Origin of the sequence: Flavonifractor sp. An112 (genome assembly GCF_904377885.1) — a bacterium.
In the GTDB taxonomy this organism is placed as follows: domain Bacteria; phylum Bacillota; class Clostridia; order Oscillospirales; family Oscillospiraceae; genus Flavonifractor; species Flavonifractor avicola.
In genome coordinates this window covers 48305-65379 of the sequence record NZ_CAJFGT010000003.1, presented here as the reverse complement: position 1 = coordinate 65379, position 17075 = coordinate 48305, and the positions used below count along the sequence as shown (strand labels likewise).

Below are 17075 nucleotides of genomic sequence, written 5' to 3'. Positions count from 1 at the left end.
TCCACGAGATGCAGAAGCGGCCCGAGGCCAAGAAGGGCCTGGCCACCCTGTGCATCGGCGGCGGCATGGGCGTCGCCACCATCTTCGAGAAGTGCTGATCCATTCCTGCCGGAGCAGGTCTCTCTGCTCCGGCAGGTCCCTATTTTACATTTAGGAGGGTAACGAACGTGCACAATAAGGTAATTTCCGTTGAGGAAGCCGTGAACATGATCCCCGACGGCGCCACTATTATGTTCGGCGGTTTCCTGGGCTGCGGCAGCGCCCACAAGGTTATTGAGGCTCTGGCCAAGAAGGGCACCAAGGACCTGACCATCATCGGCAACGACTGCGGTATGGCTACCGGCCCCCACGGCGAGGAGTTCTACGGCATGGCCAAGCTGGTCCACAACCATCAGGTCAAGCGCGTCATCGCCACTCACGTGGGCATGACCCCCGACGTGGGCACCCAGGGCATGGTGGAAAAGACCCTGCAGGTGGACCTGGTTCCCCAGGGCTCCCTGGCTGAGATGATCCGCGCCGGCGGCGCCGGTCTGGGCGGCGTGCTCACCCCCACCGGCGTGGGCACCATCGTGGAGGATTCCCCCCTGTGCCTGGGCAAGCAGACCATCAACGGCAAGGAGTATCTGCTGATGCAGCCCGTCCGCGCCGACTTTGCCATCATCAACGGCCACACCATTGATAAGTTCGGCAACATCTGGTACAAGGGCACCACCCGTAACTTCAACATCGTCATGGCCACCGCCGCAGACGTGGTCATTGCTGAGGCCGACCACCTGGTGGAGATCGGCGACATTGAGCCCGAGAACGTGGTCACCTCCGGCGCCTTTGTCAATTACATTGTGGATGGAGGGAATGCGTAATGGAAAAGTCTGAGATCAAGGGCTTTATCGCCAAGCGCGTGGCCAAGGAGCTGAAGGACGGCGACGTGGTCAACCTGGGTATCGGCCTGCCCACTATGGTTCCCGCCTACCTGCCCGAGGGGGTCCACGTGATCCTCCAGTCCGAGAACGGCATTATCGGCACCGGCCCCAAGCCCACCCCCGAGCAGGCCGACCCCCGCTATAAGACCGATGCCGGCGGATCTCCCGCCCAGGCCGACGTCTTTGGCTGCTACATCGACTCCGCCACTTCCTTCGGCTTCATCCGCGGCGGCCACGTCAACGCCACCATCCTGGGCGGCCTGGAAGTCGACGAGGAGGGCTCCCTGTCCAACTGGATCATCCCTGGCAAGAAGATGCCCGGCATGGGCGGCGCCATGGATCTGCTGGTGGGCGCCAAGGAAGTCATCGTGGCTATGGAGCACACCGCCAAGGGCAATCCCAAGATCCTGAAGAAGTGCACCCTGCCCTACACCGCCGTGCACTGCGTCACCAAGATCATCACCGAGATGTGCGTGATCAACGTGACCGACAAGGGTCTGGAGATGGTGGAGATCAACCCCGAGTTCACCGTGGAGCAGGTTCAGGCCGCCACCCAGGCTACCCTGATCATCTCCCCCGACCTCAAGCCCATGTGCTGATCGGCTTTTGCCGCTATCAAACGTCCCGCGGAAAACCGCGGGACGTTTTTTTATGCTCTGCGCGTCGCCCCCGCCGAAAACCGGAAGAAAAACGTCACACTTTTTTAAGGAATTCCCCCCTCTCACCCGTGTATACTAACTGTACTAAGATGTGTCATACACTTCCGGAAAGGAGATGCCAGGATGATCCAGCTGAATTACCGGGACGCCCGGCCCATCTATGAACAGGTAAAGGATGGACTGCGGCACCTGGTTGTGACGGGGGCCCTCCAGGCCGGGGACAAACTTCCCTCGGTGCGGGCGCTGGCCACGTCGCTGGCCATCAACCCCAACACCATCCAGCGGGCCTACGAGTCCCTGGAGCGGGAGGGCTATCTGTACACCGTGGCGGGCAAGGGTTCCTTTGCCGCCCCCCAGGCGGACGTAAACGCCGACCGTCGGGAGCGGCTGCTGAAGGACTTTGATTCCTCCGCCGCAGAGCTGCTGTTTTTGGGTATGACGGCGGGGGAACTGGCCCGCCGTCTGGACGAGGCCGCCGCCCGCCAGGCGGCCAGAGAGGAGAGGAAACCATGATCGAAGCCAAGAATGTGGTCAAAACCTTCGACGGCTTTAAGGCCCTGGACGGTCTGACCATGACGGTCCCCCAGGGCTCCATCTACGGTCTGGTGGGCCCCAACGGCGCTGGCAAGTCCACCCTGCTGCGCCACGTCACCGGGGTGTACCGGCAGGACTCCGGCTCGGTGCTGCTGGACGGCAACCCCATCTACGAAAACCCCGCCGCCAAGGCCCGCATCGCCGATATTCCCGACGAGCTGTACTACTTTCTGTCCGCCTCCACCCGGGACATGATGCGCTTTTACAAGGGCTTTTATCCCCGGTTCGACACGGCCCGGTACCAGGCTCTGAAGGATGTGTTCACCAACGTGGACGAAAACCAGCCCATCCGCCGCCTGTCCAAGGGAATGCAGAAACAGAGTGCCTTCTGGCTGGCTCTGTGCTGCCGGCCGGAGGTGCTGGTGCTGGACGAACCGGTGGACGGCCTGGACCCGGTGATGCGCCGCCAGGTGTGGTCCCTGCTGATGGGGGACGTGGCGGAGCACGGCACCACCGTGCTGGTGTCCTCCCACAACCTGCGGGAGCTGGAGGATGTGTGCGACCATGTGGGCATCCTCTCCCACGGCAAGGTACTCATTGAGCGCTCCCTGTCTGATTTGCAGGAGAACGTGGTGAAAATGCAGATCGTGTTCCAGGAGCGGGAGATGCCCCAGCTGCCGGAGGACCTGGAGGTGCTCCATGTGTCCCAGGTGGGCCGCATCCATACCCTCATCATCCGGGGCAATGCCACCGACGTAACCAACCGTCTGGCGGTGTACGCCCCCATTCTGATGGAGGCTCTGCCGCTCACCCTGGAGGAAATCTTTATTTATGAGTTGGGAGGTGAGGACTATGGGGTCCGGGACATCGTACTTTAATATGACCCTCTTCCGCAAAAATCTGGCCCGGTTCTGGCCCATCTGGGGGCTGTATGCCCTGATTTGGGTGGTACTGCTGCCGGCGGGGGTACTGCTGCGCCGGGACGTGTGGGACAAGGGGAACGCCTGGGAATTCCCCCTGGTCCTGCTGGACGGCAGCCGGAACATGGCCCTGGTGCTGGCCTTCCTCTTCGGCATTCTGTGCGCCATGGCGGTGTTCTCCTACCTCTATTCCGCCCGCTCGGTGGGGATGCTCCACGCTCTGCCCATGCGGCGGGAGGGCCTGTTCCTCACCAACTACCTGTCCGGCCTGGCCTTTTTGTGGGTGCCCAACTTCGCTGTCTTTCTGCTGGCCCTGGCGGCGGAGGCCCTCAACGGCACGGTGGTGTTCAGCTCCCTGTTCACCTGGCTGGTGGTCACCTGCCTTTTGTGCCTGTTCTTCTACTCCTTCGCCGTGTTCTGCGCCATGTTTACCGGCCACATTCTGGCCCTGCCCGCCTTCTACCTGATCCTCAACTTCCTGGCCTCAGTCATTACCTATCTGTTGGAGAGCATTGCCCGGGAATTTCTCTTCGGGTTCAACGGCGCCGTGTGGGCCGAGAAGTGGGCCTTGTGGCTTACCCCTGCCCTCAAGCTGCTTCGAGCCACCGGCCTGGACTACACCGGCAGCAACCCCCGCTACTTCGGCCTGGGTCTGGTGGTCCTCTACGCCCTCATCGGCCTGGTGCTGGCGGGTATCGCCCTGGCTGTCTACTGCCGCCGCCAGCTGGAGCGGGCTGGGGATGTGATCACCGTAGGCTGGGTGCGCCCGGTGTTCCGCTACGGCATGGCCCTGTGCTGTGCCATCACTTTGGGCGCCTTCTTCTACTCCATCTTCTACCCCCTGCTGCCCCAAGGGGCCTGGACCCTGCTGGGCTGGATGCTGCTGTGGGGGGCTACGGGCTGCTTCATCGCGGAAATGCTGCTGAAAAAGCGGTTCTGGGTATTCAAAACCAGCTGGAAGGGCTGCGTGATCTTTCTGGTGTGTCTGGTGGCCGCCATGGCCACCCTGGAGCTGGACCTGCTGGGCTTTGAGCGCCGGGTGCCCGACGCCGCTCAGGTCAAGACGGTGGAGATCAGCGGCATCAGCAGCGCCCCCTATGACAGCGGTGCCTACCTGGGCTTCTCCACCTCCGATCCCCAGACCATTGAGGAGATCACCAGCCTCCACTCCTCCATCACCGACCGCAAGGACGAACTGGAGGCGGTGCAGGCCAGCGGAATCAGCACCGAGTCCTGGATCACCCAGTCCAACGGCCTGGATCTGCAGGTGGAGACCAACACCTCCGTCCGCCTGTGGTATGAGCTGACCGACGGCACCGTGCTGGAGCGGCAGTACGATCTGCCCATCCGGCAGGAGGATCTGGAGGACCCCTCCACCCCCGCCGCCCAGCTGTCCCGGCTCATCAACCAGCCTCAGGCAGTCAGCGAAATCTATTTCGGCTCCATTGGGGAGACCGCCCGGCTGGTGGACGCCGCCCTGGTGAACCTGTACAACCCGGAGGACGACAGCTACGGCTTTGAGTACCTGCCCTCCGACCTGCTGGAGCCCCTGCTGGAGGCGGTGCAGACCGACCTGGCCCAGGGCAATCTGGGCCGCCGCTACCTGCTGGAGGACCAGGAGCGGATGGACAACTGCTGCTACGCCGACCTGGAGCTCACCTTCCGGCTGGACCAGACCGGCGTCTCCGGCGGCACCGCTTCCTCCTCCGCAGCCACCACCTACACCGTCACCATCACCCTGCAGAAGAGCGCCGTCCACACCATGGAGGTACTCAAGGACTATCCCCACGCCTTCCTCTCCCAGGCGGAGGTCAATGCACTGAGCAGCAACTGAGCCTTTCCCCTCGTTCCTTCAGAGGCGCGCCGTCCAAACCGACGGCGCGCCCCTTTGTTGCCTCTCCACAAATCCGACGGTCTTTTTCCCAGTGTTGTGGGATACTTTTCCTTGATTTCTCAGCGTCATGTGCTATCATGTTGGTAAGTATCTCGGTAAGGAGGCTTGTGTATGATCGACCTGACCATCCATCGCCAGGGCCTGGAGCATAACATCCGTATTGCCCGGGAAAATGGCGTGGTGATTCCTACGTTTGAAAATATGATCCATCCGGAGACGGTACCTCAGCCCATCCGGGACCGGCTGACCCACGTGGGCCTGTGGGATGTGGACCCAGCCAACCTGTTCCGCATCACCTGGAAGAACGAGCCGGTGCCCACCGGCGGTCTGTACCGCTCCGCCCCCAACTACATCGAGCTGCCCCCCGCCCTCACCGGCGTGCCCGCCCGCATCCTGTGCCTGCCGGGCAAGTGGTTCCCCACCGGCTGCCACAAGGTGGGCGCCTCCTTCGGCTGTCTGGCTCCCCGGCTGGTCACCGGCCAGTTTGACGCCTCCTCCCAGAAGGCGGTGTGGCCCTCCACCGGCAACTACTGCCGGGGCGGCGCCTTCAACTCCAAGCTGCTGGGCGTCCATGGCGTGGCCATTCTCCCCGCCGGCATGAGCCAGGAGCGGTTTGACTGGCTGGCCTCCATCGACGCCGACGTCATCAAGACCCCCGGCTGCGAGTCCAACGTGAAGGAGATCTTCGACAAGACCAACGAGCTCAGCCGGGACCCCTCCTGCATGATCTTCAACCAGTTTGCCGAGATGGGCAACCATCTGTGGCACTACAAGGTCACCGGCGCGGCGGTGGCCCAGGTCTTTGAGGACGCCAAGCGCCCCGGCGACCGGCTGGCGGGCGCCTGCTTCACCTCCGGCTCCGCCGGCACCATCGGCTGCGGCGACTACCTGAAAGAGGTCTACCCCGCCATGAAGCTGGCGGTGGGTGAGGCGGTCCAGTGCCCCACCATCCTGAACAACGGCTTCGGCGATCACCGGGTGGAGGGCATCGGCGACAAGCACGTGCCCTGGATCCACGACGTGAAGAACACCGACATGGTAGTGGATGTGGACGACAACGACGCCATGGCCCTGCTGCGGCTGTTCAACGAGCCGGCGGGCAAGGCCCAGCTCATGGACGCCGGGGTGGACCCCCAGCTGGTGGAGCAGCTGTCCCTCATGGGCATCTCGGGCATTGCCAACGTGCTGTGCTGCATCAAGCTGGCCAAGTACTACGAGCTCACCGGGCACGACGTGGTATGCACCGTCCTCACCGACTCGGCGGATATGTACCGCTCCCGTCTGGCGGAGCTGACCGCCCAGCTGGGCGAGTACGACGCCAAAGCCGCCGCCTATGACTTTGCCCTCCACCTGATGGGCCTGAAAACCGACTGCATGGCGGAGCTGGGCTACTACGACCGCAAGCGGGTCCACAATCTGAAGTATTACACCTGGGTGGAGCAGCAGGGCAAAACCACCGACGAACTGGACGCCCTGTGGTACGGCACCGAGTGGGCCGACGTCCACAGCCAGGCCGACGCCCTGGATGAGCTGATCCGGGCCTTCAATGAGGAGACCGGGGTGCTGAAGGGCCTGTAAAAGGAGGTTCCTCCATGAAATACGTTCTGGGCGCCAAGTGCGTCAAGTGCGGCAGGGAATATGCCGCCGTCCCCGACCTCACCACCTGCTCCTGCGGGGGCATCCTGGATATCCAGTACGACTACGCCGCCCTCCGCCGGGATTTTTCCCGGGAAAAGCTGGCCCAAAACCCGGACCGGTCCATGTGGCGGTACCGGCCCCTGCTGCCCATCGAGGAGGAGTCCGCTCCCCCGCCCCTGCGGGTGGGCTGGTCCCCCCTCTATGAGGCGGACCGTCTGGGGGCGGAACTGGGGCTGAAAAAGCTGTACATCAAGGACGACGGCCAGAACCCCACTTCCTCCCTGAAGGACCGGGCCTCCGCCCTGGCGGTGGTCAAGGCCAAGGAGGCGGGGGCGGACACCATCGCCTGCTCCTCCACCGGCAACGCCGCCTCCTCCCTGGCGGGCAACGCCGCCGCGGCGGGCCTGCATACCTACATCTTCGTGCCCAGCCGGGCCCCCAAGGGCAAGGTGGCCCAGCTGCGGATTTTCGGCTCCACCGTCATCAGCGTGGACGGCTCCTATGAGGACACCTTCGAGCTGTCCAGGGCCGCCATCGACAAGTGGGGCTGGTACAACCGCAACGCCGCCATCAACCCCTACCTGTCCGAGGGCAAAAAAACCGTGACCCTGGAGATTATGGAGCAGCTGAACTGGCAGGCGCCCGACTATATCGCCCTCTCCGTGGGGGACGGCTGCACCATTGCCGGGGCCTGGAAGGGCCTGGTGGACCTCTACGAGGTGGGCCTCATTGACCGGCTGCCCAAGCTCATCGCCGTCCAGGCCGAGGGCTGCTGCCCCCTGAACCGGGCCATCCAGACCGGACAGCCCTGGTCCCCCATGGAGGAAAACACCCTGGCCGACTCCATCGCCGTTGGGGTGCCCCGCAACCCGGACAAGGCTCTAAACGCCATCCGGGCCTCCCACGGCGTGGCCGTCAATGTGTCCGATGAGGAGATTCTCGCCGCCATGCGCCTGCTGGGCCGCACCCAGGGGGTGTTCGGCGAGCCCGCGGGCGTCACCGGCACCGCCGGGGTAAAGAAGGCTCTGGAGCTGGGCCTCATCTCTCCCGACAGTACCGTGGTGAGTATTGTCACCGGCAACGGTCTGAAAGACGTGCAAAACGGCATCAAAGCCGCCGGGGAACCCCTGCTGGTATCCCCGGATATGGACGCGCTGCTCTCCGCCTTTGACCGGGCGGGCATCCGTCCCTGAAACCAACCAAAGAAAGGAAATCTATCACCATGAATGAACGCGCCGCCAAAATGGGGGTCTGGGCCCACTTTATCCTGACCCTGGCCAGCTTTATCCTCTCCCTCTATCTTCTGCTGTTCTGGCGCCATGACGGCACCCTCACCTTCGTGCTCATCGCCGTGTGGCTGGGCTATCTGGCCTACACCCTGTTCCGGGGCATGGCCGACCTGCTGGGTCCCCGGCGCCGGATGACCAACTTCACCCGGATGCTGGACCGCTGGCAGGACGCCTTCGGCAAACGCTCCAGCGCCCTGGCCCTGCTCACCTTTATGACCCTCATCGTGGGCGCGGTGAAGATCATTGTCCCCATCCTCATCATGCAGCTGTAAAAGGAGGTCTGTTCCATGTCTATCCTCATCCAAAACGGCACCCTGATCTGCCCGGAAGGTCCGGTGCAGGCCGGCTTGCGGGTGGATGGAGGCAAGATCGTTGAGATCGGCCCCGCCCTGCCGGTGGGCGACAGCCAGGTCATTGACGCCACCGGCAAGCTGGTGTTCCCCGGCTTTATCGACACCCACACCCACTTCGAGATGAACAAGGGCACCATCCGGGAGACCGCCGACAACTGGGAGAGCGGCACCCGGGCCGCTCTGGCCGGCGGCACCACCTGCGTGCTGGACTTTGCCGAGCCGGAGCGGGGGGCCTCCCTCCAGTCCGCCCTGGACGAGTGGCACGCCCGGGCCGACGGCCACGCCAGCTGCCACTACGGCTTCCATATGACCATCAAGGACTGGGACCCCCGCATCATCGCCGAGATCCCCCAGATGACCGCCCAGGGCGTCACCTCCTACAAGGTGTACCTGGCCTACGCCAACATCCGCATCTCCGACGGCGTGGCCTATGAGGTCATCAAGGCCGTGGGCAAGGAGGGCGGCGTGGTGGGCTGCCACTGTGAGAACGGCGACCTCATCGACGCCGCCATCGCCGAGCTGAAGGCCGCCGGCAAGCTCTCCCCCGCCAGCCATCCCCTGTCCCACACCGCCGTCATGGAGGCGGAGGCGGTGGACCGCTGGCTGGCTCTGGCCGAGCAGGCGGGCTACCCCGTCAATGTGGTCCACCTGTCCACCCGGCGGGGCCTGGAGGCGGCCCGCGCCGCCCGGAAGCGGGGCCAGAAGGTCTATCTGGAGTCCTGCCCCCAGTACTTCACCCTCACCGAGGACAAGTACCACCTGCCCGGCTTCGAGAGCGCCAAGTATGTGTGCGCTCCCCCCGCCCGGCCCCAGTCCGACGTGGACGCCCTGTGGGAGGCCCTGGAGAACGGTGAGATCGACACCATCGGCACCGACCACTGCTCCTTCAACTTCAACCCCACCAAGATGCTGGGCAAGGACGACTTCTCCGCCATCCCCGGCGGCATTCCCGGCACCGAGCACCGCCCCCCCATTATGTACACCCTCGGCGTGAAAACCGGCCGCATCACCTCCCATCAGATGATGCTGGCCCTGGCCCAGCACCCCGCCCAGCTCTTCGGTATGTTCCCCCGGAAGGGCGCTCTGGCGGTGGGCAGCGACGCCGATATCGTAATCTTTGATCCCAATTATATCTGGCGTATTACCGCCGAGGCCCAGTACCAGCGGGTGGACTACACCCCCTACGAGGGCATGGAGATGGCGGGCCGCACCGACACGGTGCTGCTGGACGGCCAGGTGGCGGTACAGGACGGCAAGGTGGTCCAGGAGGGTCTGGGTCACTATGTGTCCCGCGGCCCCTCCCAGTTCTGGCGATGAAACGGGTGGGCGCCGTGCTGCTGGCCTCCGGTCTGGGCCGGCGGTTCGGCTCCAATAAGCTGTTGAGGTTGGTAGAGGGCGTGCCCCTCTACCGCCGCGCCATGACCGCTCTGGCAGGGGCGGGGCTGGACCGGCTGGCGGTGTGCTCCCCCTACCAGGAGGTGCTGGAGGCCGGGGAGGAGCTGGGCTTTCTCCCCCTGTACAACCCCAATGGTGCAGAAGGGATCTCCGCCTCCATCCGCCTGGGGGTCTCCCGGATGGGGGACATGGATGGGGTGCTCTTCTCGGTGTGCGACCAGCCTTTTCTGACCACAAAAAGTATTATTCGATTGAAAGATGTCTTTGAGGAATCAAAAGATGCCATCTGTGCCCTGTCCTGGGGTGGAAAACGGGGCAATCCCGTCCTCTTCCCTGCCGATCTGCTGGGGGAGCTGGCCGCCCTCACCGGGGACACCGGCGGCGGCGCGGTGGTGAAGCGCCACCCGGAGCGGCTGGTGCTGGTGGAGGCCCTCTCCCCAAAAGAACTGGCCGATGTGGACCGGCCGGAGGATCTGAGCGTATAAGCAGCAGGGGCGGCCCATAAGGGCCGCCCCTGCTTAAATTTTTTCCCAAAACAGCTTATTTTTTAAGGGATATTTCAGGTTGCCACCATTCTCCTCCTATGTTATAATCTAGATTACGAAATAAATGCGCTCCATTTGTTTCGACCCACCGCATCGCGGCTGAAAAAGAAAGGAAGAATGTTATGAAGAAGCGCGCATTGACTCTGCTCCTGGCTCTGGCCATGATCGTCAGCCTGGCTGCCTGTGGCGGCGGCGGCAGCGGTGCTGCCGGCTCCTATAAGATGACCAAGATGAACGCCGCCGGCGTTGAGATGAACATCGACGACCTGGCTGCTCTGGCCGGCGTGGATATGACCGTTACCCTGGAGCTGAAGGCCGACGGCAACTTCACCCTGGACATGAGCGCTCTGGGCACCGGCAGCGTCTCCGGCACCTGGACCTCCAGCGGCAGCACCGTCACCCTCACCTCCGACGGCGAGGACGTGAACGCCACTATCAGCGGCAAGACCCTGGTGATGGAGCAGGACGGCCAGTCCCTCACCTTCGAGAAGCAGTAAGTCTTGTCTCTTACTTATTGAAAACGCCTGTAAACCGGACTGCCCCATCTGGGGCAGTCCGGTTTTTCTTCCAGTCTATGACCTTGCGCCCTTTCGACCCTTCGTGCTATAATGGATCCCTATTAAGGAAACACCGTCCCCCCTGCCATACCAGCCAGAAAGGAAGGACCTCATGAAGCTGATCCGAACCCGACTCCTTTTGCCCCTGTTGGCAGCGCTGTTTCTGACCGTGGGGCTGACTGCCTGCGGCAGCCCCTCCCAGCCCGCTCCCACCGACACCAGTGCCGACGTGGTGGGCATTTACCGCCTGCAGCACATCTCCGCCGCCGGGCTGGATCTGGACGCCGATGCGCTGAGCGAGACCATGGGCACCAAAATCTCTATCCAGCTGGAGGTGAAGGCCGACGGCACCTTTGTTATGGACTCCGCCATGCCGGAGCTGAACCGGCAGGAGACCATCTCGGGCACCTGGAGCCAGAAGGACGGCGCCATTACCTTTGCCACCGACAGCGAGGAACTGCCCGTCACCTTTTCCGACGGGGTCCTGACCCTGGAGCAGAACGACCAGAGCCTGGTATTTGAAAAGAGCTGAACCGAGAACCGCGGCAGACGAAACCCCCGTCTGCCGCGGTTTTTTGTAAAAACGGCAGAGGCCGGACGCCCGCTCCTGGCGCCCGGCCCCTGCCGAAGGAAAGAGGATACAATGAAATGAAAAGAAACTGTCTCTTGCAAGGATTATGATACCGGAGAGATGTTAACGAAAAAATCCCCAGGTGTTACAATTCCGTTAAATCTGCCATCCATTCTGTAAAGATCCTGTGAAGAAAAGCGAAACGGGCAGCGTTGCGCTCGCTGCCCATTTCTTATGATTGGAGGATAGAATGAAAAGAAGCTTTGTCTCTTGCAAGTGATATCCTAACAGTGGGTTGTTAAAAAAAGTAGCTCTGTTTGTTACAATTTGATTAAATGTACAAAAAAGCCGTCTTCTTTACCTCAAATTCTGGAAAAAGCTCTGGAGCAGTGCGGTACATTCCGCCTCCATCAGGCCGCCGTAGATGCGGGGATGGTGGTTGAACCGCTCCTCAAACAGATTGAGCACCGACCCGCAGCACCCGGCCTTGTCGTCCTTGGCCCCGTAGTACAGGGCGGGGATGCGGGCGTTGACGATGGCCCCGGCGCACATGGGACAGGGCTCCAGGGTGACGTACAGGGTGCAGCCCGTCAGCCGCCAGCCCCCCAGGGTGCGGCAGGCCTGATGGATGGCCTCGATCTCGGCGTGGCCCAGCGCGGTGCGGGCGGTCTCCCGCCGGTTGCGGCCCTCCCCCACCACCACGCCGTCCTTCACGATGACGCAGCCTACCGGCACCTCGCCCTCCTCCATGGCCTGACGGCCCAGCTCCAGGGCGCGGGCCATGTAATCCCGATGCTCCATCCGCTCTCCTCCTTCTCTCACACGGCTTTTGTGGTCATGTGTCCTTATATTTGTTATAGCATAATTTCAAAGGCTATGCTATACTATTTGAAGGAAACCTAACTTTTTTGCAGGTGATTGTTTTGGTCGAAATTTTCCTCATCGCCGTCAGTCTGGCCCTGGACGCCTTTGCCGTTTCGGTGTCCAGCGGCATCTCCATCCCCGGCTTCGGCGGCCGTCAGGCTGTGAAAATGGGGGTCTGGTTCGGTGGCTTCCAGTTTGCCATGCCGCTGATCGGCTGGCTGCTGGGCACCAGCGTCAGTCAGTACATCGAGGCGGTGGACCACTGGGTGGCCTTCGCCCTGCTGGCCGTCATCGGCGGCCGGATGGTATGGGGCGCCCTGCGCCACGGCGCCGGTGAGGAGGAGGAAGCCCCCTCCGACCTGTCCGCCCGGCGGCTGTGCCTTCTGGCCATCGCCACCAGCATCGACGCTCTGGCCGTGGGCGTGTCCATGGCCTTTATGAATGTGCCGGTGCTCCTCTCCGCTGTGGTCATCGGCGTGGTGGCCTTTGTGCTGTCTGTGGTGGGCGGTCTGGCCGGCCGCCGGCTTGGGGCCCTGTTTCAGCGGCGGGCTGAACTGGTGGGCGGTCTGGTACTGGTGGGCATCGGCATTAAAATTCTGGTGGAGCATACGATGGGAGGCTGAACCGTGGGCATTTGGGAACGTCTGGACCTGGACCCGGCGGTCCACCGCATGGTGGCCCTGGTGGGGGGCGGCGGCAAGTCGTCCACCATGTACGCCATGGCCAAACAGGCGGCGGACAGCGGGCGGAAGGCGGTGGTCACCACCACCACCCACATCCTTCCCCATCCCGGCCTGCCTCTGGCGGGGGATCTGGCCCAGCTGGCCGCCCTGCTGAAGAAGCACCGGGTGGTCACCCTGGGGGCCTACGACAGCCGGGGCAAACTCACCGGGGCGGCAGACCCCGCCGCCTGTCTGGAGCTGGCCGACGTGGTGCTCATTGAGGCCGACGGGGCCAAGCTGCGGCCTCTCAAGGCTCCGGCGGACCATGAGCCGGTGATCCCTCCCTCCTGCCACGCCGTTATCGCGTCGGCAGGCCTGGACAGCCTGGGCAAATCTGTGGAGGAGATCTGCCACCGGCCGGAGCGGGTATGCGCCCTGCTGGGGGTGGAGCCCGACCACAAAATCACCCCCGCCGACGTGGCGGCCATTTTGTCCAGCCCTCTGGGCGGACGAAAAGACGTGGGACAAGCCATGGCCTTCCGCTGTCTGCTGAACAAGGCGGACGACGATCAGCGGTGGGCCTGGGGCACGGAAATTCAGGGGCTGTTGGCCCAGCAAGGCATCCACAGCGCCATTACTTACTACAAAGAAGAGGAGCGGGGCGGATCATGCTTATTCTAGTGAAAGGCGCAGGAGATCTGGCCACCGGCACGGCGGTGCGGCTGTACCGGGCGGGCTTTCAGGTGGTCATGACGGACATTGCCCAGCCCACGGCGGTGCGGCGAACCGTGGCCTTCTCCCAGTGTATCTACGACGGTCAAACCACCGTGGAGGGAATTACCGCCCGGAAGGCGGAAAACCGGGACCAGGTCAGGGACATTCTGGCCGCCGGGGAGATCCCGGTGCTGGTGGACCCCCAGGCCGCCATCCTGGCCCAGCTGCCCTTTATGGTAGTGGTGGACGCCATTCTGGCCAAAAAGAATTTGGGCACCACCATCAGCGACGCCCCCATCGTGCTGGCCCTGGGCCCCGGCTTCACCGCCGGCACCGACTGCCACGGCGTCATTGAGACCAAGCGGGGCCACGATCTGGGCCGACTCATCCTGGAGGGGTCCGCCATCCCCAACACCGGCGTGCCCGGCGACGTGGGAGGCTACACCAAGGAGCGCATTATCCGCTCTCCCGCCGACGGGCCTTTTGAGCCGGTGGCTCAGATCGGCCAGCAGGTCAATCTGGGGGACGTGGTGGCAAAAGTCAACGGCATCCCCGTCACCGCCCAGCTCACCGGCATCGTCCGGGGGATGCTCCCCGCCGGTATCCCGGTGACCGCCGGGATGAAGTCCGGTGACATCGATCCCCGGTGCGAGGTGCGCCACTGCTTCACCGTGTCGGACAAGGCCCGGGCCATCGGCGGCGGCGTGCTGGAGGGTATTTTGTACTTTGGAAGGAGATTGCGCCTGTGGAACGACTGATTCTGTGCGGCGGCGGCCACGTCTCCCTGGAGCTGGCCTATGTGGCCGCCCGGCTGGAGTTTGAGGTGGTCGTCATTGACGACCGGCCGGAGTTTGCCAACACTGGCCGCTTCCCCATGGCCCATCAGGTGCTGTGTATGCCCTTTGACCGGGCCCTCAACCAGCTGGGCAGCCGGGACAGCGACTATTTCGCCATTCTCACTCGGGGTCACGCCTTTGACAAGGACTGCCTGGCCCAGGTGCTGCGGGGGCAGTACGCCTATGTAGGCATGATCGGCAGCCGCACCAAGGTGGCCGCCGTGTACAAGGCTCTCCGGGAGGAGGGCTTTTCCCAGGAAATGCTGGACGGGGTATACTCCCCCATCGGCCTGTCCATCGGGGGCCAGACCCCGGCGGAGATCGCCGTGGCCATTGCCGCCCAGCTGATTCAGGTCCGCGCCCAGCGGGGCCCCGGCGCCGTCAGGCCGCCGGAGGGGTCCGGGGTGCTGTGCACCATCATCGAGAAGCACGGCTCCGCCCCCCGGGGTGTGGGTACCTGGATGCTGGTACGCCCCGACGGCAGCTGCGCCGGTACCATCGGCGGCGGCGCCGTGGAGTATGAGGCCAAAAACCACGCCCTGGCGCTGTGGCAGTCCGGCGGACAGGAGGAGGTCGTGGAGTACGACCTGTCTCACGCCGCCGCCGAGCTGGGCATGGTGTGCGGCGGCCGGGTGAAGGTCCGCTTTACGCCGAGAAAAATTTGACTGTACAAAAGCCGCCGGGCGTTGCCCGGCGGCTTTTTTGCGTTTACTCCACAAAATGTCCCGGGAAATGAAACCGTTTGTCCGCCAAAACCGTGTATAGGGCAGAAAGGAGGGCAGCTCACATGGACGAAGGATGGAGAGAGCCAGGCTGGCTGGCCCGGCAGTACGGTCCGGCGGTGTTCCGGCTGGCCTATGCCCGGACGGGCAGCCGGACCGACGCGGAGGACATCATGCAGGAGGTCTTTGTCCGACTGCTGAGGGCAAAGCCGGAGTTTACCGACCGGGAGCACGCCAGGGCCTGGCTGCTGCGGGTGGCGGCCAACTGCGCCAATGACTGGTTCCGGGCCCCCTGGCGGCGGCGGGAGGAGCCCCTCTCCCCCACGCTGCCCGCGCCGGACGGACCGGAGCAGGGCGGTCTGGTGGAGGCGGTGTTGGCCCTGCCCCCCAAGTACCGGGCGGTGGTTCACCTGTATTACTATGAGGAACTAAGCGTAGCGGAGATCGCCGCCATTTTGGGCAAGAGCCAGGGCGGCGTCAAGTCCCGGCTGTTTCGGGCCAGGGGCCTGCTGCGGGAATGGATGGAGGCGGATGAAGATGTTCGGCACGGACTATAAGCGGGAGATGGACGCTCTGGAGCCCAGCCGGGCCGCCATGGACCGGCTAGAGGCGCTGACGAAAGGAGAAGCGGAAGTGAAGCAGGTAAGGCGGTTTGGACGCCGGGCGGTGGTGGCACTGGCGCTGTGCGCCGCCCTTGCGGTTTCCGCCGTGGCGGCGGGAACCGGCATCTGGCAGAGTATTTCCGCCAGGCAGGGCCCCTTTTCCCAGATTGCCCAGACCATTCACGGCGCCCTATGCACAGACCAGGGCATTGAGGTCCAGGTGCTCAGCGCCCTGGCCGACGATGTGCGGGGTCAGGTCTATTTTACCGTCCGGGACGTGACTGGCGACCGGCTGGACCGTCAGCTTACTCTGAAGACAACGGCAGACAGCGATATCGGCGGCGAGCTGGTGGAGTACGATCCGGAAAGCCGCACCGCTCTGTTTGTGGCCCATCTGAACTATTATGACCCCCAGATTCAGGGTGACGTGGGGATCGTCACAGGCCAAAAGCAGTCCGGCGGCGTTATGCGTCTGGCGCTGGACGGCATGACCGCCCGGAACGGATATCTGGAGGCCTCCGCCTCCTGCGCCGGAGTGACCAATCAGCTGCTGGACAGCCTGCCCCTGTCCGACCAGGACAGGGTAGTCCTGCACATCGAGGAGAGCGGCTATACCCAGGCCATCCTGCCGGACCGGCAGGTAGTGCTGGCCCCCGGCCAGACCCCCATGGCCATGGAGGGTACGGAGGATGTGACCATCTCCTCCATGGGCTTTGCCAGCGACGGCCGCTTCCATGTCAGGGTGGCCTATGCGTCAGGAATCACCCACGACGATGTGAGCATGGGCTATTTTCTCTCCCGGATCTATCCTGAAGACGACAGCCAGTCGGGCCAGGAGAAGTACTGGCTGCCCATGGTAATCACCCAGGTGGACGGGGGCCTGGATGTGATGTTCCCCCTCATTCAGGCCGGCGAAGCCAACGAACTGGACGAAGTGTATTTTTACGGCAACTATACCCGCCCGGGGATAGATCTCTCTGGAACCTGGGACATCTCCTTTAAAATGACCTACCACCCCTCCACCACCCTGGCCTGGACGGGCGAGCTGGCCGGACGGCAGGTGACCCGGGTGACGGTCTCTCCCATGACAGTCACCATAGACAGCAACGATACCGGCGGCTTCAGCTCCGACACGCTCTATGCCGTCCTGAAAGACGGCACATCGGTGGCCGCCCAACCCTCTGTGGGTCAGTATGTCAACGTGGGACAAGACGTAGAAGTAATGTGCGCCTACAACACCTGGGAGTTTGAGCAGCCCGTAGAGGTATCTCAGATTTACCATTTGAACCTTCTGGAGCAATCCATTCCCGTCAATTAACCGCGATTCCCCCAAGCCGCCGGGCGTTGCCCGGTGGCTTTTTGATACCCTTGACAGCCTCATGTTTCCCCGCTATAATCTT

At 63.3% G+C, this 17075-nt stretch carries 20 protein-coding genes; 19 read left to right on the top strand and 1 reads right to left on the bottom strand.

Translation table 11 applies throughout. The features are described 5' to 3' along the window. From IHN22_RS00910 to IHN22_RS00850, 13 genes are all read left to right on the top strand, one after another. On the top strand, window positions 1-98 hold a 98-nt coding region (locus IHN22_RS00910), incomplete at its 5' end, for a hypothetical protein (protein ID WP_191433075.1). 69 nt (window positions 99-167) lie between these two features. After that, on the top strand, window positions 168-860 hold the full coding sequence (locus tag IHN22_RS00905) for a CoA transferase subunit A (protein ID WP_191433074.1): 693 nt from the start codon (window positions 168-170) through the stop codon (window positions 858-860). Then, window positions 860-1519, top strand: a complete 660-nt coding sequence (locus tag IHN22_RS00900; RefSeq protein WP_191433073.1) for a 3-oxoacid CoA-transferase subunit B — start codon at window positions 860-862, stop codon at window positions 1517-1519. Before IHN22_RS00905 ends, IHN22_RS00900 begins: the two co-directional genes overlap by 1 nt. Window positions 1520-1702: 183 nt before the next feature. Then, window positions 1703-2092 (top strand): GntR family transcriptional regulator, encoded by a 390-nt coding sequence (locus IHN22_RS00895; RefSeq protein WP_087267516.1) that lies wholly within the window; start codon window positions 1703-1705, stop codon window positions 2090-2092. Next, window positions 2089-2991 carry an ABC transporter ATP-binding protein gene (locus IHN22_RS00890; RefSeq protein WP_087187309.1) on the top strand — a complete coding sequence of 301 codons (903 nt, stop codon included), beginning with the start codon at window positions 2089-2091 and terminating at the stop codon, window positions 2989-2991. The genes IHN22_RS00895 and IHN22_RS00890 overlap by 4 nt, the downstream gene beginning before the upstream one ends. Continuing rightward, entirely contained in the window at window positions 2966-4867 is a 1902-nt protein-coding gene (locus tag IHN22_RS00885) for a hypothetical protein (protein ID WP_191433072.1), read from the top strand. The genes IHN22_RS00890 and IHN22_RS00885 overlap by 26 nt, the downstream gene beginning before the upstream one ends. 171 nt (window positions 4868-5038) lie before the next feature. Continuing rightward, window positions 5039-6505, top strand: a complete 1467-nt coding sequence (locus tag IHN22_RS00880; RefSeq protein WP_191433071.1) for a pyridoxal-phosphate dependent enzyme — start codon at window positions 5039-5041, stop codon at window positions 6503-6505. A gap of 14 nt (window positions 6506-6519) precedes the next feature. Next, window positions 6520-7758 carry a threonine synthase gene (locus tag IHN22_RS00875; protein ID WP_191433070.1) on the top strand — a complete coding sequence of 413 codons (1239 nt, stop codon included), beginning with the start codon at window positions 6520-6522 and terminating at the stop codon, window positions 7756-7758. A 29-nt stretch (window positions 7759-7787) separates the two neighbouring features. After that, window positions 7788-8126: a hypothetical protein gene (locus IHN22_RS00870; RefSeq protein WP_191433069.1), complete on the top strand. Its 339-nt coding sequence runs from the start codon at window positions 7788-7790 to the stop codon at window positions 8124-8126. 15 nt (window positions 8127-8141) lie between these two features. After that, window positions 8142-9524 (top strand): dihydropyrimidinase, encoded by a 1383-nt coding sequence (gene hydA / locus IHN22_RS00865; RefSeq protein ID WP_191433068.1) that lies wholly within the window; start codon window positions 8142-8144, stop codon window positions 9522-9524. Then, the gene (locus tag IHN22_RS00860) at window positions 9521-10087 is read left to right on the top strand and encodes a nucleotidyltransferase family protein (RefSeq protein ID WP_300985262.1); all 567 of its coding nucleotides are present in this window, start codon (window positions 9521-9523) and stop codon (window positions 10085-10087) included. The genes hydA and IHN22_RS00860 overlap by 4 nt, the downstream gene beginning before the upstream one ends. 182 nt (window positions 10088-10269) lie before the next feature. Then, window positions 10270-10644 carry a lipocalin family protein gene (locus IHN22_RS00855; protein ID WP_087187303.1) on the top strand — a complete coding sequence of 125 codons (375 nt, stop codon included), beginning with the start codon at window positions 10270-10272 and terminating at the stop codon, window positions 10642-10644. A 172-nt stretch (window positions 10645-10816) separates the two neighbouring features. Then, the gene (locus IHN22_RS00850) at window positions 10817-11236 is read left to right on the top strand and encodes a hypothetical protein (RefSeq protein ID WP_191433067.1); all 420 of its coding nucleotides are present in this window, start codon (window positions 10817-10819) and stop codon (window positions 11234-11236) included. Window positions 11237-11632: 396 nt separating this feature from the next. Here the strand turns inward: IHN22_RS00850 and IHN22_RS00845 are convergent, their stop codons facing one another. After that, on the bottom strand, window positions 11633-12076 hold the full coding sequence (locus IHN22_RS00845) for a nucleoside deaminase (protein WP_087267535.1): 444 nt from the start codon (window positions 12074-12076) through the stop codon (window positions 11633-11635). A 113-nt stretch (window positions 12077-12189) separates the two neighbouring features. Between IHN22_RS00845 and IHN22_RS00840 the strand changes: the two genes are divergently transcribed. The 6 genes from IHN22_RS00840 (at window position 12190) to IHN22_RS00815 (ending at window position 16993) form a co-directional block, all read left to right on the top strand. Further along, the gene (locus IHN22_RS00840; protein ID WP_365813464.1) at window positions 12190-12762 is read left to right on the top strand and encodes a manganese efflux pump MntP; all 573 of its coding nucleotides are present in this window, start codon (window positions 12190-12192) and stop codon (window positions 12760-12762) included. A gap of 3 nt (window positions 12763-12765) precedes the next feature. Then, complete coding sequence (gene yqeC / locus IHN22_RS00835) at window positions 12766-13482, top strand: selenium cofactor biosynthesis protein YqeC (RefSeq protein WP_191433066.1); 717 nt, start codon at window positions 12766-12768, stop codon at window positions 13480-13482. Continuing rightward, a complete protein-coding gene (gene yqeB / locus IHN22_RS00830) occupies window positions 13470-14273 on the top strand; it encodes a selenium-dependent molybdenum cofactor biosynthesis protein YqeB (RefSeq protein ID WP_087399122.1) in 804 nt (267 codons plus the stop codon). The genes yqeC and yqeB overlap by 13 nt, the downstream gene beginning before the upstream one ends. After that, on the top strand, window positions 14261-15016 hold the full coding sequence (locus IHN22_RS00825; RefSeq protein WP_191433065.1) for an XdhC family protein: 756 nt from the start codon (window positions 14261-14263) through the stop codon (window positions 15014-15016). The genes yqeB and IHN22_RS00825 overlap by 13 nt, the downstream gene beginning before the upstream one ends. A gap of 122 nt (window positions 15017-15138) precedes the next feature. Further along, window positions 15139-15630 carry an RNA polymerase sigma factor gene (locus tag IHN22_RS00820; protein ID WP_191433064.1) on the top strand — a complete coding sequence of 164 codons (492 nt, stop codon included), beginning with the start codon at window positions 15139-15141 and terminating at the stop codon, window positions 15628-15630. After that, entirely contained in the window at window positions 15611-16993 is a 1383-nt protein-coding gene (locus IHN22_RS00815) for a hypothetical protein (protein WP_191433063.1), read from the top strand. The genes IHN22_RS00820 and IHN22_RS00815 overlap by 20 nt, the downstream gene beginning before the upstream one ends. Window positions 16994-17075 lie beyond the last annotated feature (82 nt).

What these genes read in the sequence shown, in the direction of transcription:
- IHN22_RS00900 (WP_191433073.1), top strand. Translation starts at nt 860, where the DNA reads ATGGAAAAGTCTGAGATCAAGGGCTTTATCGCCAAGCGCGTGGCCAAG.
- IHN22_RS00895 (WP_087267516.1), top strand. Translation starts at nt 1,703, where the DNA reads ATGATCCAGCTGAATTACCGGGACGCCCGGCCCATCTATGAACAGGTA.
- IHN22_RS00890 (WP_087187309.1), top strand. Translation starts at nt 2,089, where the DNA reads ATGATCGAAGCCAAGAATGTGGTCAAAACCTTCGACGGCTTTAAGGCC.
- IHN22_RS00885 (WP_191433072.1), top strand. Translation starts at nt 2,966, where the DNA reads ATGGGGTCCGGGACATCGTACTTTAATATGACCCTCTTCCGCAAAAAT.
- IHN22_RS00880 (WP_191433071.1), top strand. Translation starts at nt 5,039, where the DNA reads ATGATCGACCTGACCATCCATCGCCAGGGCCTGGAGCATAACATCCGT.
- IHN22_RS00875 (WP_191433070.1), top strand. Translation starts at nt 6,520, where the DNA reads ATGAAATACGTTCTGGGCGCCAAGTGCGTCAAGTGCGGCAGGGAATAT.
- IHN22_RS00870 (WP_191433069.1), top strand. Translation starts at nt 7,788, where the DNA reads ATGAATGAACGCGCCGCCAAAATGGGGGTCTGGGCCCACTTTATCCTG.
- hydA (WP_191433068.1), top strand. Translation starts at nt 8,142, where the DNA reads ATGTCTATCCTCATCCAAAACGGCACCCTGATCTGCCCGGAAGGTCCG.
- IHN22_RS00860 (WP_300985262.1), top strand. Translation starts at nt 9,521, where the DNA reads ATGAAACGGGTGGGCGCCGTGCTGCTGGCCTCCGGTCTGGGCCGGCGG.
- IHN22_RS00855 (WP_087187303.1), top strand. Translation starts at nt 10,270, where the DNA reads ATGAAGAAGCGCGCATTGACTCTGCTCCTGGCTCTGGCCATGATCGTC.
- IHN22_RS00850 (WP_191433067.1), top strand. Translation starts at nt 10,817, where the DNA reads ATGAAGCTGATCCGAACCCGACTCCTTTTGCCCCTGTTGGCAGCGCTG.
- IHN22_RS00845 (WP_087267535.1), bottom strand. Translation starts at nt 12,076, where the DNA reads ATGGAGCATCGGGATTACATGGCCCGCGCCCTGGAGCTGGGCCGTCAG.
- yqeB (WP_087399122.1), top strand. Translation starts at nt 13,470, where the DNA reads ATGCTTATTCTAGTGAAAGGCGCAGGAGATCTGGCCACCGGCACGGCG.
- IHN22_RS00820 (WP_191433064.1), top strand. Translation starts at nt 15,139, where the DNA reads ATGGACGAAGGATGGAGAGAGCCAGGCTGGCTGGCCCGGCAGTACGGT.
- IHN22_RS00815 (WP_191433063.1), top strand. Translation starts at nt 15,611, where the DNA reads ATGTTCGGCACGGACTATAAGCGGGAGATGGACGCTCTGGAGCCCAGC.